General features: G+C 61.8%; 12 protein-coding genes. 5 read left to right on the plus strand and 7 right to left on the minus strand.

Annotation, left to right across the window (positions count from 1 at the left end; translation table 11 throughout):
• Positions 1-83 precede the first annotated feature (83 nt).
• Entirely contained in the window at positions 84-2,639 is a 2,556-nt protein-coding gene (locus J3B00_RS07020; protein WP_209874656.1) for a sulfite reductase flavoprotein subunit alpha, read from the minus strand.
• A gap of 101 nt (positions 2,640-2,740) precedes the next feature.
• Positions 2,741-5,014 (minus strand): TonB-dependent siderophore receptor, encoded by a 2,274-nt coding sequence (locus J3B00_RS07025; RefSeq protein ID WP_209874659.1) that lies wholly within the window; start codon positions 5,012-5,014, stop codon positions 2,741-2,743.
• 218 nt (positions 5,015-5,232) lie between these two features.
• Here J3B00_RS07025 and J3B00_RS07030 point away from each other — a divergent pair, with 218 nt between their 5' ends.
• The 3 genes from J3B00_RS07030 (at position 5,233) to J3B00_RS07040 (ending at position 7,284) form a co-directional block, all read left to right on the plus strand.
• On the plus strand, positions 5,233-5,913 hold the full coding sequence (locus J3B00_RS07030) for a Fe2+-dependent dioxygenase (RefSeq protein WP_209865978.1): 681 nt from the start codon (positions 5,233-5,235) through the stop codon (positions 5,911-5,913).
• 2 nt (positions 5,914-5,915) lie between these two features.
• Positions 5,916-6,662: a tetratricopeptide repeat protein gene (locus J3B00_RS07035; protein WP_209865981.1), complete on the plus strand. Its 747-nt coding sequence runs from the start codon at positions 5,916-5,918 to the stop codon at positions 6,660-6,662.
• Positions 6,663-6,756: 94 nt separating this feature from the next.
• Positions 6,757-7,284, plus strand: a complete 528-nt coding sequence (locus J3B00_RS07040; RefSeq protein WP_209865984.1) for a hypothetical protein — start codon at positions 6,757-6,759, stop codon at positions 7,282-7,284.
• Positions 7,285-7,327: 43 nt separating this feature from the next.
• On the opposite strand, the gene J3B00_RS07045 is transcribed toward J3B00_RS07040, so the two are convergent.
• From J3B00_RS07045 to J3B00_RS07065, 5 genes are all read right to left on the minus strand, one after another.
• A complete protein-coding gene (locus J3B00_RS07045) occupies positions 7,328-8,491 on the minus strand; it encodes a type III PLP-dependent enzyme (protein ID WP_119145605.1) in 1,164 nt (387 codons plus the stop codon).
• A 609-nt stretch (positions 8,492-9,100) separates the two neighbouring features.
• Complete coding sequence (locus tag J3B00_RS07050) at positions 9,101-10,258, minus strand: ABC transporter ATP-binding protein (protein ID WP_209865987.1); 1,158 nt, start codon at positions 10,256-10,258, stop codon at positions 9,101-9,103.
• The gene (locus tag J3B00_RS07055; protein WP_209865990.1) at positions 10,255-10,908 is read right to left on the minus strand and encodes an ABC transporter permease; all 654 of its coding nucleotides are present in this window, start codon (positions 10,906-10,908) and stop codon (positions 10,255-10,257) included. The genes J3B00_RS07050 and J3B00_RS07055 overlap by 4 nt, the downstream gene beginning before the upstream one ends.
• The gene (locus J3B00_RS07060) at positions 10,905-11,816 is read right to left on the minus strand and encodes a glycine betaine ABC transporter substrate-binding protein (protein WP_209865994.1); all 912 of its coding nucleotides are present in this window, start codon (positions 11,814-11,816) and stop codon (positions 10,905-10,907) included. The genes J3B00_RS07055 and J3B00_RS07060 overlap by 4 nt, the downstream gene beginning before the upstream one ends.
• 13 nt (positions 11,817-11,829) lie before the next feature.
• On the minus strand, positions 11,830-12,543 hold the full coding sequence (locus J3B00_RS07065; RefSeq protein ID WP_209865997.1) for an ABC transporter permease: 714 nt from the start codon (positions 12,541-12,543) through the stop codon (positions 11,830-11,832).
• Positions 12,544-12,913: 370 nt separating this feature from the next.
• On the opposite strand from J3B00_RS07065, the gene J3B00_RS07070 reads away from it, so the two are divergent.
• Both J3B00_RS07070 and J3B00_RS07075 read left to right on the plus strand, forming a co-directional pair.
• Positions 12,914-13,312, plus strand: a complete 399-nt coding sequence (locus J3B00_RS07070) for a type II toxin-antitoxin system RelE/ParE family toxin (protein ID WP_245362506.1) — start codon at positions 12,914-12,916, stop codon at positions 13,310-13,312.
• Entirely contained in the window at positions 13,296-13,610 is a 315-nt protein-coding gene (locus J3B00_RS07075; protein ID WP_209866000.1) for an XRE family transcriptional regulator, read from the plus strand. Before J3B00_RS07070 ends, J3B00_RS07075 begins: the two co-directional genes overlap by 17 nt.
• The last annotated feature ends 21 nt before the right edge of the window (positions 13,611-13,631 follow it).

Consider the following 13,631-nt stretch of genomic DNA (forward strand, 5'->3'; position numbering starts at 1 on the left):
CCCGCTCCTACAGGTTCAGCGCTAACCCGGTAGGAGCGGGCTTGCCCCGCGAAGAGGCCAACACTGGCTACTTCGATGGCTGATCAGTACACGTCCCGCCGATAGCGCCCGTCCTCGACCAGCTGTTGCACAGCCTCATCGCCGAGAATCCCCTTGAGCGCGGCATCCACCCCCGCGGCCATGCCCTGCAGGCTGCCGCAAACATACACACAGGCGCCATCAGCGACCCAGCGACGCACCTCTTCGCCCTGCTCGAGCAGCACATCCTGCACATACACCTTTTCGGCCTGATCCCGCGAAAACGCGAGGTCCAGCCGTTGCAGGTCGCCACTGTCCAGCCAACCGTGCAGCTCATCGGCGCAAAGCAGGTCATGCGCGCGGTTGCGTTCGCCGAACAGCAACCAGTTGCGCTGCTCACCCTCGTTGATACGCGCCTTGAGCAAACTGCGCAGGCCGGCCAGGCCGGTGCCGTTGCCAATCAGGATGACCGGCGCTGGCGCCTCCGGCAGCTGGAAGCCACTGTTACGCCGCAGGCGCAGGCTGGCGCTGCCCTGTAGCGGCAGGTACTCGGTCAACCAACCCGAGCCCAGGCCCAGGTTACCGTCAGGGTGACGCTCTTGGCGGACGATCAGTTCCAGCACGCCGTCGCTGGCAATCGAAGCGATCGAGTATTCCCGACTGCCGATCGGCACCAGCGAATCCACCAGGGCCTGCGCATGCACGCCTACCAGGTGTTCGCGGCTGGTCGGCAGCTGACGGCTGGCCAGCGCCTGGCCGAGGGTTTCGTCGAGGCCGTCGAGTTGTACTCGGGTGTTGCGGTCAAGGCCAAGGCCACTGAGCCAGGCATCCACGCGTGGTTGCCCATTGCATGGCAGGATTTCCACCAGGTCACCTGCCGCCCAGCTGGCGGGCGCCTCGGCTTGCAGGCCGATCAGGTACACCGGTAGACCCTGGCTGGCGGGGTTGAGCAACTGCCGGCGGATCAGCGTCCAGTTGCCGAAGCTTGGCGGCTGCCAGGCGGCGACAGGCTGAACACCGGTCAGCCGGGCCAGTTCTTGTTGCCATTGCTGCAGTGCAGCCGGATCGGCATTGTCCACTTCCACCGGGCTGAACGCGCTGCTCGCGCCACGCTCGCCCAGCCACGCCTGCACGCGTCGGGCAAAGCCGCAGAAGTGCGGATACCGACGATCGCCAAGGGCGAGCAGGGCGTAATCCAGGTGGTCCAGCGGCCAGGCCTGACCGAGCACTTTGCGCTCGAATGCACGCGCGCTGTCCGGCGCTTCGCCGTCACCAAAGGTGCTCACCACGAACAGGGCGCGGCGTGCCTGACGCAGGTCGTCCTCGCTCAGCTCACCGAGTGCACGCACCTGTACCGGCAGCCCGGCCGCCTGCAACTGCCCGGCACTCTGCCAGGCCAGTTGCTCGGCAAAGCCGCTCTGGCTGGCAAAGCCAATCAGCCAGCTATCGCCGGAGGTCGAGTCGCGGTCGACTGCGCCACGCGCTACGCGCACCTGGCGCTTCTTGCGGCGGCGGTCGAGATACAGCAGCCAGCCGGTGACGAAGAACAGCGGCATGGTCAGGCTGGCCACGGTGACGATGATCCGCCCCGGCAGGCCGAAGTAGCTGCCCACGTGCAAGGCATACACGCTCTGCAGCAGTTGCGCCTTGAACGACTTGTCGGCATAGCGCTCCACGCGCTTGAACTGACCACTGGCTGGATCGAGGGTGACAGTATTGAAGGCGCGCTCGTGGGCGGCATCGTCAAGCAGATAGAACAGCGTTGCCGGCTGACCACCCGCCGGCGGCAGGCGCAGGTTGTAGGCGGCCAGACCCGGTCCGGCCGTGTCTTTGAGGTTGGCCCAGATGGCATCGTAATCGACCACCAGTGGTGGCGCGTTCTTGTCGACCTTGGGCGGCCCATGGCGGCCGCGGCCTTCACCGCGTTTTTGCTGCTGGCCGGCAGCTGGGGCGTCGGCCAGCAGTTTGTTGAGGCCTTCGCGGTACCATTCGTAGGACCAGAACAGCCCCGTCAGCGCAAACAACAGGTAGAACAGCAGACACCAGGTACCGGCCACGGCATGCAGGTCCCAATTGAACGCACGGCCTTTCTTGGCCCAGTCGAAGGTCAGCCAGACCCGCCAGTCGAGTGCTTTGCGCGGCCAACGCAGGTACAGCCCCGAGAGGCAGAAGAAGATCAGCATCAGGGTGCAGGCGCCGGTGATCTGCCGGCCGGTGTCGCCGCTGGCAAGGAACCGGTGCAATTGCAGCATCAGGTCGAAGAAGCCTTGTCCGGCGACTTCACCCTTGAGCTCACCGGTGTACGGATCGGCATAGCGCAGCTCGCCACGACGCTGGCCTGGCGCTGGGGTGAAGAAGACCCGTGCGGCGTTGCCCTCGCGCATATCGACCCAGAGCATCGCCACTTTGTCGCCTTGCGCGGTCTCGACCCGGCGTACCAGCTCGGCCGGCGCCAGCACACCTTCAGTGCGTACCTGGACCTTGAGCACATCGGCGTTGAACAGGCGCAGGAGTTCTTCCTGGAACGACCAGATCGCCCCGGTGGTACCCATCAGGGCCAGCACCAGGCCAGCGGTGATGCCAAACAACCAGTGCAATTGAAACAGCGACTTCTTCACCACATCGATCACCTTGTCTTGCCGCTCTAAGCCCGGCAGTGTGCATTATGCCTTGGTACGCAAAAGCCCCGCTCACTGTATGAACGGGGCTTGGGCTGGTGCCTTTAGAAGTGGACGCTGGTGGTCAGCAAGGCCGTACGTCCCGCTGCCTGGTTGGCGAAGTGGGTGGAGAAGGCCTTGTCGTAGTACACCTCGTTGGTGAGGTTTTGCACGTTCAGTTGCAGGTCGACGTGCTTCGTCAACTTGTAGGACGCCATGGCGTCGTAGCGCACGTAGCTGTCGACCATGGTGGTGTTGGCTACGCTGCCGTACACGTCATCCACGTAGAACGCCCCGCCACCAACGGTCAGCTTCGGTGTGATGGCGTAGGTGGTCCACAGGCTGGCGCTGTTGTTCGGCGTGTTTGGCAGCTGGTTGCCGTCGTTGGCCTTGCCCAATGCACCGCCGTCGATCTGGCGAGCCTGCATGTAGGTGTAGCCGGCGAACACTTGCCACTTGTCGGTCAGCTTGCCGCTGGCCGACAGCTCGATGCCCTGCACGCGGGTTTCGCCGACGTTTTCGTAGGTGGTGGTATCGACCTGGACGCGGGCGTTTTCCTTCTCGGTGCGGAACAGCGCAGCGGTCAGCGACAGGCGCTGGTCGAGCAGGTCCCACTTGGTGCCGATCTCATAGTTGGTGGTTTCTTCCGGTTCCAGGTCGCTGGTCAGCAGACGGCCCTGACGATCGGTGCTGCCCGGCAGGGTGTTGCCTTCCATGCCTTCGCCGAGCATTGCCCCTGGTGGGGTCGCCGAGGTGGCGTAGGACACATAGATACTGCCGTTTTCAGCCGGCTTCCAGACCAGGCCCAATTGGCCGGTGATGAACTCGCTGGTATCGCTGCCCTTGGCAGTGGTGGCTCCGTCAGCGGAGTAGGTCTTGTAGTCGGTGTCGAAGTGGTCGTAGCGCAGGCCCATGTTCAACAGCCACTGCGGCGTCAATTCGAGGGTATCGAAGACGTAGAGGGCGCGGGTCTTGCTGTTGGTGTCGGTACCGGCATAGTTGCGCGAGATTGCCCCATCCCACGGATCGTCAGCGTTCGGGTTGCTCAGCGAGGTGCAGTTGTAGCCGCTGCTGGCGCCGATCAGGCTCGGGTTACAGCTGGATGTCGTAGCCCCGCCAGTGTTGGTGTTGACGTTGTAAGAGGAGCGCTCGCTCTCTTCGCGGCTCAGTTCGATACCTGTGGAGAAGCTGTTCTTCAAGCCGCCCAGGTAGAACTCGCCAAACAGGTCAGTCTGGTTGGTAGTGGTCGCGGTGTTGCCGACACGGGTGTTGGCACGGCGCCAGACGCTGCCATTGTTGACGTTGGCCTTGCTGTCGTCGGGCTGGGTGAGGATGTAGTCCTGCATGCTGTTGCCGTGGCGCAGGGTGTTCTTCACGGTCAGCGTGTCGCTCAGGTCGTGCTCGATGGCGAAGGTTGCGATGTCCACCCGGCTCTTGCGGAAGTCGCGCCCGGTCAGGCCATAGAAGTTGTCGCTGTCACCACCGGCGTACGGCTTGCTTGGATCAGCAGAAGTACGGTTGCCGGTGCCGCCGGTGGGCACGGTGTAGGGGATGCCCGAATCTGGCAGGTCGTCGCTTTCCAGGTGGTAGTAGTCGAGGTTGACCCGGGTCGGCGTGCCGAGACCAAAGGCCAGCGATGGGGCGATGCCCCAGCGGTCGTAGTTGACCTTGTCGCGGCCGGCGACGTTGCTTTCGTGGGTCATCAGGTTGAGACGGCCGGCGACGCTGTCGCTGAACTGGTAGTTACCGTCGAAGGTGTAGCGTTGAGTCTGGTCGCTGCCCCAGGTCCAGGCGCCATCCAGCGAGTTGCCGAGGTGGGCGCGCTTGCTCACCAGGTTGATCGTGCCGCCGGCAGCGCCGCGGCCACCGATTGCCGAGTTCGGGCCTTTGGCGACCTCGACCGATTCCACGGCGAAGATCTCGCGGGTCTGTGCGCCGGTGTCGCGTACGCCATCGAGGTAGGTATCGCCCTGTGCGTCGAAGCCACGAATGAACGGACGATCACCTTGGGGGTTGCCACCTTCACCGGCACCAAAGGTAATGCCCGGCACAGTGCGCAGGGCCTCCTGCAGGCTCAGGGCATTGGTGTCCTTGATCACCTGCTGCGGGATCACGGTGACCGAGCGCGGTGTGTCCACCAGCGGCGCGGTGTACTTCTGCGAAGCCGCTTTCTCGACTTTGTACTCGGTGCTGGCTTTCTCGGCCTTGCCGTCGATGCTGGTGGCATCGAGGTTGACGACAGGCTCGGCCGCATACACCGAAGTGGCGCTGATGGCAACGCCGATGGCGGAAGCGAGCAGACGTGGTGAACTCACAGCAGATGGCACGTGGCGCATTATTATTAGCCTTCCCCAAGGTATGAAGGCCGCGGATAGTAATGTAAGGAAATGTAAGGAACAATTGAGAAGCGTTACCATTCGTGTGTTATTTACAATCTTTACAATTTATCCTTACGGTTTTTCCGGGCTCGTGCGTTGCATCCGGCAAACGGGGCTTGTGGAACGTAAAAGGGAATCAATATCATTGCTGCCCTTTGATCCCACTCGGTGCCGCCAGCATGCTGCTTCACATTCCCGGCCTCTTTGACGCAGAAGAGCTCTCCCGCATTCGCGAGGCCTTGGCGCAGGCTGACTGGGCTGACGGCAAGATCACTGCGGGCCACCAGTCGGCCAAGGCCAAGCACAATCTGCAGTTGCCTGAGGCGCACCCGTTGGCCAAGGAGATCGGCAACGCCCTGATCGAGCGGCTGTGGCGCAATCCGCTGTTCATGTCGGCGGCACTGCCGCACAAGGTCTTCCCGCCGCTGGTTAACTGCTACCGGCAGGGTGACAACTTCGGTTTCCACATCGACAACGCCCTGCGTCAACCGCAGGGCAGCCCTGAGCGCGTGCGCACCGACCTGTCCTCGACGCTGTTTCTCAGCGACCCGGACAGCTACGACGGCGGTGAACTGGTAGTCCAGGACACCTATGGCATGCAGCAGGTCAAGCTGGCTGCGGGCGACATGGTGTTGTATCCGGGCACCAGCCTGCACAAGGTCAACCCGGTCACCCGCGGCGAGCGCCTGGCGGTGTTCTTCTGGACCCAGAGCCTGGTACGCGATGACGGCCAGCGGACCCTGCTGTTCGAAATGGACAATGCCATCCGCCAGCTCACCGCCGATGTGCCTGAGCACCCGTCGCTGCTGCAACTGACTGGCACTTATCACAACCTGCTGCGCCGTTGGGCTGAGGTCTGAGCATGTCGTATCAACTGCGTCGTGAAGAGGTGGTGGATGTCGCTGACCTCAAGGCCATGCTTGCCGCCAGCCCCGGCAAGGCCGCCCAGGCGATTCTGACCGCGGCGGGGCAGGGCGTGGTTGAAGCGCAGGCACTGCTCGGCCAGATCTTGCTTGATGGGCGCGGCATCGAGCGCGATGCACAGGTTGCCCGGCAGTGGTTTGCGATTGCCGCCGAGGGCGGCAGTGCGATGGCGCACAACATGCTCGGGCGTTGTCATGAGCATGCCTGGGGCGGTGAGCAGGACTTGCCGCGTGCTGCCCTGCATTACCAGGCCGCCGCGCGCTTGGGGCTGGATTGGGGGTTGTACAATTTGGGCAACCTGCTGGCGACCGGGCGTGGTGTCGAGCTCAATCAGGCGTTTGCCTTGGCCTGCTACGAAAAGGCGGCGCACTTGGGGCATGCCAAGGCGATGAACCTGTTTGGCCGTTATCAGGAGCAGGGTATCGCCACCCCGGCCAGCCCCGCACGCGGGGTGCGCTGGTATCGGCGCTCGGCCGAGGCAGGGGACTTTCGCGGGATGTTCAGCCTGGCGATGGTGCTGGCCGAGCGAGGCGACCTGGGTGAAGCCGGGCCATGGCTTGAACGGGCACGGCGTGAGGGCAATGTGAATTTTCTGCGCAGTGCGTTGCTGACACTGCAAGGCGCTGGCACGGACCTGGCCGTTGAGGCTGCGGCGTATGCCGAAGAACTTAAGCGACGGGGTTGAAGCAGCACACAGGTGCGGGGAAAAGGTTACGCCTGCACCCTCGATAGCGTCGGCGCAATACTTTGGCGCTCCCCCTGTCACCGAGTACGACACCATGCACTACGTTCAAGAGCGTTCGTTCATTGCCACGTTCAGCACTGAAACGCTGGGCTTCACCGGCATACTGGATTCGTTTGAGGGTACCCCGCGCACGCGTCAGAACAACTGGCTCACCGTCGTCGAGTCGGGGCTGACGGTCGCTCCCCAACAGTTCTGGTTTGGTTACTTCGAGGGTGAAGACAGTGGTTATCAGGTCCTTACCATTGCCTCCGAGGCAGGCGCTTCGCATAAAGATTATTGGGACCTGAGTAGTAACAGCCATGTCGGCTATTACGTCACCAGCAAAAAACCGGTGCTGTGGCGAGTTCGCGTCGACGGGAGCAAGATTGTCCAGCCAGAGTGCGGTGAATGCGAGGGCGTCACCTTGGGTGCGCGTGGGCAGGCGCTGCTGAGTGCGCGCGAGCGACCTCGTTGGGAAGATCATTGGGTCGCGGTAAACGCCCCGATCAAGCTGGAGTTCACGATGAATGTCACTGAGGTTGATGTGCCTCGGTTCGAGAACTTTGCCCAGTACCGTCGCTGATTGGCAGCGTTAACAAAACGGGGCCTCGCGGCCCCGTTCTCGATTACAGGTAGTAAGCCTTCAGCGGCGGGAAACCGTTGAACTCCACTGCGCTGTAGCTGGTGGTGTAGGCACCGGTAGACAACCAGTACATACGGTCACCGATCGCCAGGTTCAGCGGCAGGCCGTACTTGTAGTGCTCGTACATGATGTCGGCGCTGTCGCAGGTCGGCCCGGCAATCACCACCTCTTCCATCTCGCCTTTCTTCTCGGTCCAGATCGGGAACTTGATCGACTCGTCCATGGTTTCGATCAGGCCGGAGAACTTGCCCACGTCGGTGTATACCCAACGCTCGACGGCGGTGCGCGACTTGCGTGCTACCAGCACCACTTCGCTGACCAGGATGCCGGCGTTGGCGATCAGCGAACGGCCCGGCTCGAGGATGATTTCCGGCAGGTCGTCACCGAAGTCTTCCTTGAGGAAGCGGATGATCTCTTCGGCGTAGGTTTCCAGGCTGTTGGTACGGGTGATGTAGTTGGCCGGGAAGCCGCCACCCATGTTGATCAGCTTGAGGACGATGCCGTCTTCTTCCTTGAGGCGCTCGAAGATCACCTTGACCTTGGCGATGGCGGCGTCCCAGACGCTGATGTCGCGCTGCTGCGAGCCAACGTGGAAGGAGATGCCGTAAGGCACCAGGCCCAGGTCACGGGCAAGGATCAGCAGGTCCATGGCCATGTCGGTCTGGCAGCCGAACTTGCGTGACAGTGGCCAGTCAGCCGTGGTCGAGCCTTCGGTGAGGATCCGTACGTAGACCTTGGAACCCGGCGCGGCCTTGGCGATGTTGCGCAGGTCGGCTTCGGAGTCGGTGGCGAACAGGCGCACGCCCTTCTCGAAGAAGTAGCGGATGTCCTTGGACTTCTTGATGGTGTTGCCGTAGCTGATGCGGTCGGCGCTGACGCCCTCGTTCATCACCTTGTCCAGCTCGTAGATCGAGGCGATGTCGAAGCTCGAGCCTTTGTCCTTGAGCAGGTTGATGATCTCGACGGCAGGATTGGCCTTGACCGCGTAGTAGACCTTGGCGAATTCGAAACCGGCGCGCAGGTCGTCATAGGCCTGGCTGATCATCTGGGTATCGATCAGTACGAACGGGGTTTCTTGCTTGTCGGCGAACGCCTTCATCTTCTGGAAGGTGTCACGTGCGAAATAGTCTTCGACCTGGATCGACATGCTCAGGGACTCCATGGGCAAACTGAAAAAGAAAGTGGCTGCAAACTGAACGCCCTCTGTATCCCCACTTTGGTTCGCCTACTTCCCAAGGCATGTCGCCGAAAGCAAAAAGGTCAACCGTGCCCGTGAAGCGGAGCGGCGGGTGACCTTGCTGTCTCGTCGTCAGTACTTGAGCCGGATGGATCGTTTCCAGCATGGACGTTCGGCGCGCACTTTAGGGTGTGAACAAAGCAAGATCAACAGGCAATCCCGACACGATCGTCGTGGATCGACGAGCAGTCTCTTGAATAACCGACTCATATGACTGGCAGATGTTCCTGCGCAGGCCGCTAACGTAAAAAATTGTGGAATAGGCAGGGATCAGGCTGCGATCCGCTGAGAGCTGCGTTCTTTGCATGAAGGGCGAATTTCCCATGAGAACGGCCCGTAGATGGTCAGATGAACCGTTGGTCGGTCATGGGCAGCAGAGGGCAAATCGGCGCCGGGTGTTCATATTTATGGCCACATCAGCAGTGCTGAAAAAGCGCTGAAATTCGTCATAAATTTTTTGTTACCGAAGCTCGAATTGTCCCCCCTCGGCGGGAAAGGGGCGCGCAGCGCCCCCAGGGATCAGGAGGCGACTGCCTCAGCCGGCGAGACGATACTGGTCTTGGCCCCGCGCGAACGTCCCGAGCTCAGGTAAGCCGCAATCGACTCCTGGGTCACCTCGCCAAGGAATACCTGCTCGGCATCCAGCACCGGCAACCACGCCCGGTTGAACTCGTACATCCGCGACAACAGGATGCGCAGGTGCTCATCGTGCGAGGCGGTGGCATTGAACTGGCGCAGGAAGTCACCACAGGTGCCTTGCTGGCGATGCATGTCGCGTCGGCGCACATAGCCCAGTGCCTTGTTCGCGGCATCGGTAACCACCACATAGCGCCGGTCATGCTCGTCGAGCAGTTCCAGCGCATCGCTGACTGGCGTTTCCGGGCTGACCGACGGGGCGTTGTCCGCAGCATCTTCGGCGCGTACCAGCAGCAGGCGCTTGAGCGTGCTGTCCTGGCCGACGAAGTTGCTCACGAAATCATCCACCGGGTGCGCCAGCAGGGTATCCGGGTGATCCAGCTGCAGCAGCTTGCCCGCGCGGAAGATGGCGATCTTGTCGCCCAGCTTTATCGCTTCGTCGATATCGTGGCTGACCATGATCACGGTCTTGTTCAGTGCCCGCTGCATCTCGAAGAACTCGTTCTGGATCATCTCGCGGTTGATCGGGTCGACCGCACCGAACGGCTCGTCCATGAGCAACACCGGCGCGTCGGCGGCCAACGCACGAATCACACCGATCCGTTGCTGCTGGCCACCGGAGAGCTCGCGCGGATAGCGCTGCAGGTACTGCTTGGGCTCGAGCTTGATCATGCTCATCAGCTCGCGGGCGCGGTCATGGCACTTCTGTTTGTCCCAGCCGAGCAGGCGAGGGACCACGGTGATGTTCTCCTCGATGGTCATGTTGGGGAACAGGCCGATCTGCTGGATCACGTAACCGATGCGCCGGCGCAGGGTCACTTCGTCCAGACCAGAGGTGTCTTCGCCGTTGATGTACACCTGGCCGGAGGTCGGCGTGATCAGGCGGTTGATCATTTTCAGGGTGGTGCTCTTGCCGCAGCCCGAAGGGCCGAGGAACACGCAGATTTCGCCTTCGTTGACGGTCAGGCTTACCGAGTCGACGGCTTTGACGGCCTTGCCGTTGACGTCGAAGGTCTTGCTGAGGTTCTTCAATTCGATCATGAGCGCAGTCCTTCTGGAGTCAGGGCACGTTGCAGTTTTTGCAGGAGCAGGTCGGCAATGATCGCCAGCAGGCTGACCAGCACGGCGCCGACCAGCAGCATCGACATGTCGCTGCGGCTGATGGAAGTCAGGATGAGTACGCCCAGGCCACCGGCGCCGATGGTTGCGGCGATGGTCATGACGCCGATGTTCATCACCACGGCAGTGCGTACCCCGGCGAGAATCACCGGTACCGCGATCGGCAGCTCGACCATGCGCAGGCGCTGGCCGAACGTCATACCGATGCCGCGCGCCGCTTCACGGATACCTGGTTCGACATTGGTCAGGGCCAGGTAGGTGTTGCGCAGGATCGGCAGCAGCGAATAAAGGAACACCGCGGTGATCGCCGGCAGCGGGCCGAGGCCTTGGCCGAACTTGGAGTAGAACGGCAGCAGCAGGCCGAACAGGGCAATCGACGGGATCGTCAGCAGCACCGTCGCGCTGGCCTGCAGCGGGCCGGCCAGGGCGGGGAAGCGGGTCATCAGGATGCCCAGCGGCACGCCGAACAGAATCGCCAGGCTGACGGCGATTCCGACCAGGGTGATGTGCTGCCAGGTCAGTTGCAGCACTTGCGCCCAGTCGAGGTGGGCAAAGGTGTCGAGCAGGCTCATGGCTGTACCTCGTCAAGCGGATGCTCACGCAGGAACGCGGCTGCGACAGCGGTCGGGTTCTGGTGGTCGACATCGACCTTGGCGTTGAGCTGGCGCATGGTTTCGTCATCCAGCGTTTGCGCCAGTGGTTTGAGCAGTGCGGCCAGCTTGGGATTGGCGTCGAGTACCGACTTGCGCACCACCGGCGCGGCCGTGTAGTCGGGGAAGTAATGCAGGTCGTCTTCCAGCAGGGTCAGGTTGAAGGCGTTCAGGCGCCCGTCGGTGGTGTACACCAGCCCGGCGAATACCTGGTTGTTGCGCATCGCGGTGTACACCAGGCCGGCGTCCATCTGGCGGATGTTGCCCCGATCGAGCGGCAGGTCATACAGTTCCTTGAGGCCACCGAGGCCGTCGGGACGGTTGGCAAACTCGGTGTCGAGCGCGACCAGGTGATTGCGTTCGTGTTCGTCGCGCAAAACCCGGTTGAGCTGGCTGATGCTGCGCATCTGCGGGTATTGCTCGGCGACCTTGGCGGGCAAGCCCAAGGCGTAGGTGTTGCTGAACTTCGACGGGGTCAGCCAGATCAGGTCCTTTTTCGCGTCCAGTTCCTTGACCCTGGCGTAAGTTGCTTCAGCGCTGGGCATGCGCTCGTCGATATGGTTGTAGGACACCAGCGAGACGCCGGTGTACTCCCACATCAGGTCGAGTTGGCCGGTCTCCTGTGCCTGGCGCGCGATGCTGCTGCCAAGGCCGGTGGTTACCCGGACATCGAAGCCATGGGCGCGCAGGTATTGCGCGGTGATTTCGGCGAGCACGGTCTGTTCGGTGAACACACGCGCGCCGATCCGAATCAGTGGTTTTTCCGCTGCCTGGGCGAAACCTGCGAACAGCAGGGCCGCGCCCAGGAGCAAGGCGATAGGTCTTTTCATGGGTTCCCTCTTCTTATTGGGCCAGGCCACGTTCCAGCCAGCGCTTGCTGGAGAAGCTCACCAGGACATCGAGCAACAGCGCCAACAGCGCCGTGCAGGCCGCGCCGAGGATCAGCTGTGGCTGGTTGTTCAGGGCAATGCCGGGGAAGATCAGGCTGCCCAGGCTATTGGCGCCGATCAGGAACGCCAGGGGCGCAGTGCCCACGTTCAATGCCAGGGCAACGCGCACACCGCCGACGATGATCGGCACGGCGTTGGGCAACTCGACCTGCCAGAGTTGCTGGCGCGCAGTCATGCCGATGCCGGTGGCGGCCTCCTTGAGCGAAACGGGGACGTTTTTCAGGCCTTCGTAGGTGTTGCGCACGATCGGCAGGAGGGAGGCGAGGAACAGCGCGAAGATCGCGGGGCCTGCGCCAATGCCCAGAATGCTCAGGGCGATGGCCAGTACGGCCAGGGGAGGGATGGTGTTGCCAACATTGAAAAACTGCATGAAGCGTTCGGCTTTGTCGACCCGGTGCGGTCGACTCAAGGCAATGCCAGCCGGGATGCCCACGGCCAACGCCGCCGCCATCGAAGCCAGCACCAGAACCAGGTGCGCTTGCAGGTAGAACCACAGATCGTCGCGATAGCGCGCGATTGTATCGATGCCGATCCAGTGGATCAGCAGGGCCAGGATGACAAGCGCGGCGGCCCATCCCATCAGCCCTTTTCCGTAGCGTTCGGCCACAGTTGGACTCCTTTTTTGTCGTCGGCGAACACACTCCCGTGGCGACCGGCCATTCCTGGCGGCAGGCAGTGTGATCGCGAGTAGCAGCGTGGCGCAGCAGGGCTGCGCATTCACGCCATGAGCCAAGCCCCGTCGGGCTCGTGATGCAGGTGTTACCAGCCCTGAACCGCAGCGGGTTGCAGGGGATGGACGTCTCCAGGGTCGTAAAGGTTCCCATCTGAAGCGGCATTTGGCCAGCGTTAATCACTGGTCAAGGTGAATTTACGCGCGTAAAAGCAGCGTAATTCTTACATTGAGGCGTTGAATTACCTGCTATCTAGAGAGGTTGGGTGAAGCTCAGGATTGACTGCGCAAAAACAACGATAGTCACTTGAAGGAATATTCCTTCGGAGGTATTTTGTTGGTGTGGTCAATCACATTCTGTGCGGAGTTTCTCGAAGAGTTCGAAGGCTTTGACCCTCTGGTTCAAGTGCGTCTGCTTGGCCACTTGCGTCTGCTGCAGGCCGAGGGGCCGTCCCTCGGTCGACCCCGCGTGGACACACTTGGCGGCTCGCGGTATTTGAATATGAAGGAGTTGAGATTTACAGCGGGAAGCGCTGTCTGGCGGGTTGCCTTTGCTTTCGATCCTGCCCGGCGGGCAGTGATCCTCGTCGGGGGCGACAAATGTAGCGTGAATCAACGAAGGTTCTACCAGGGACTGATCAAGCGTGCCGACGAGCGCTTTGAACGGCATCTGGCGAAAGGAGAGCATGATGTCCAAGACACTTGATGAAGTTATCAACGGCCTGCCGCCTGAGCGCAGAGCCCGAGTGGAGGCGCTTGGTCGAGAATTGATACGCGAAGAAATGACCCTGCAAGCCCTTCGCAAACAGCTTGAACTGACGCAAGAGGGCCTTGCTGAACGGTTGGAGGTTCGCCAAGCCAATGTGTCCAAGGTGGAGAAGCGTAGCGATATGCTGATTTCTACCCTGCGCAGCTACGTTGAGGCGATGGGTGGAACGCTCGAACTCGTTGCGCACATGCCCGGTAGAGCGCCAGTTACGCTCGAAGGTTTCTCTGACGTTTAGATGGGTGCAAACAGTCAATTT

The organism is Pseudomonas sp. BP8 (assembly GCF_017875955.1).
In the GTDB taxonomy this organism is placed as follows: domain Bacteria; phylum Pseudomonadota; class Gammaproteobacteria; order Pseudomonadales; family Pseudomonadaceae; genus Aquipseudomonas.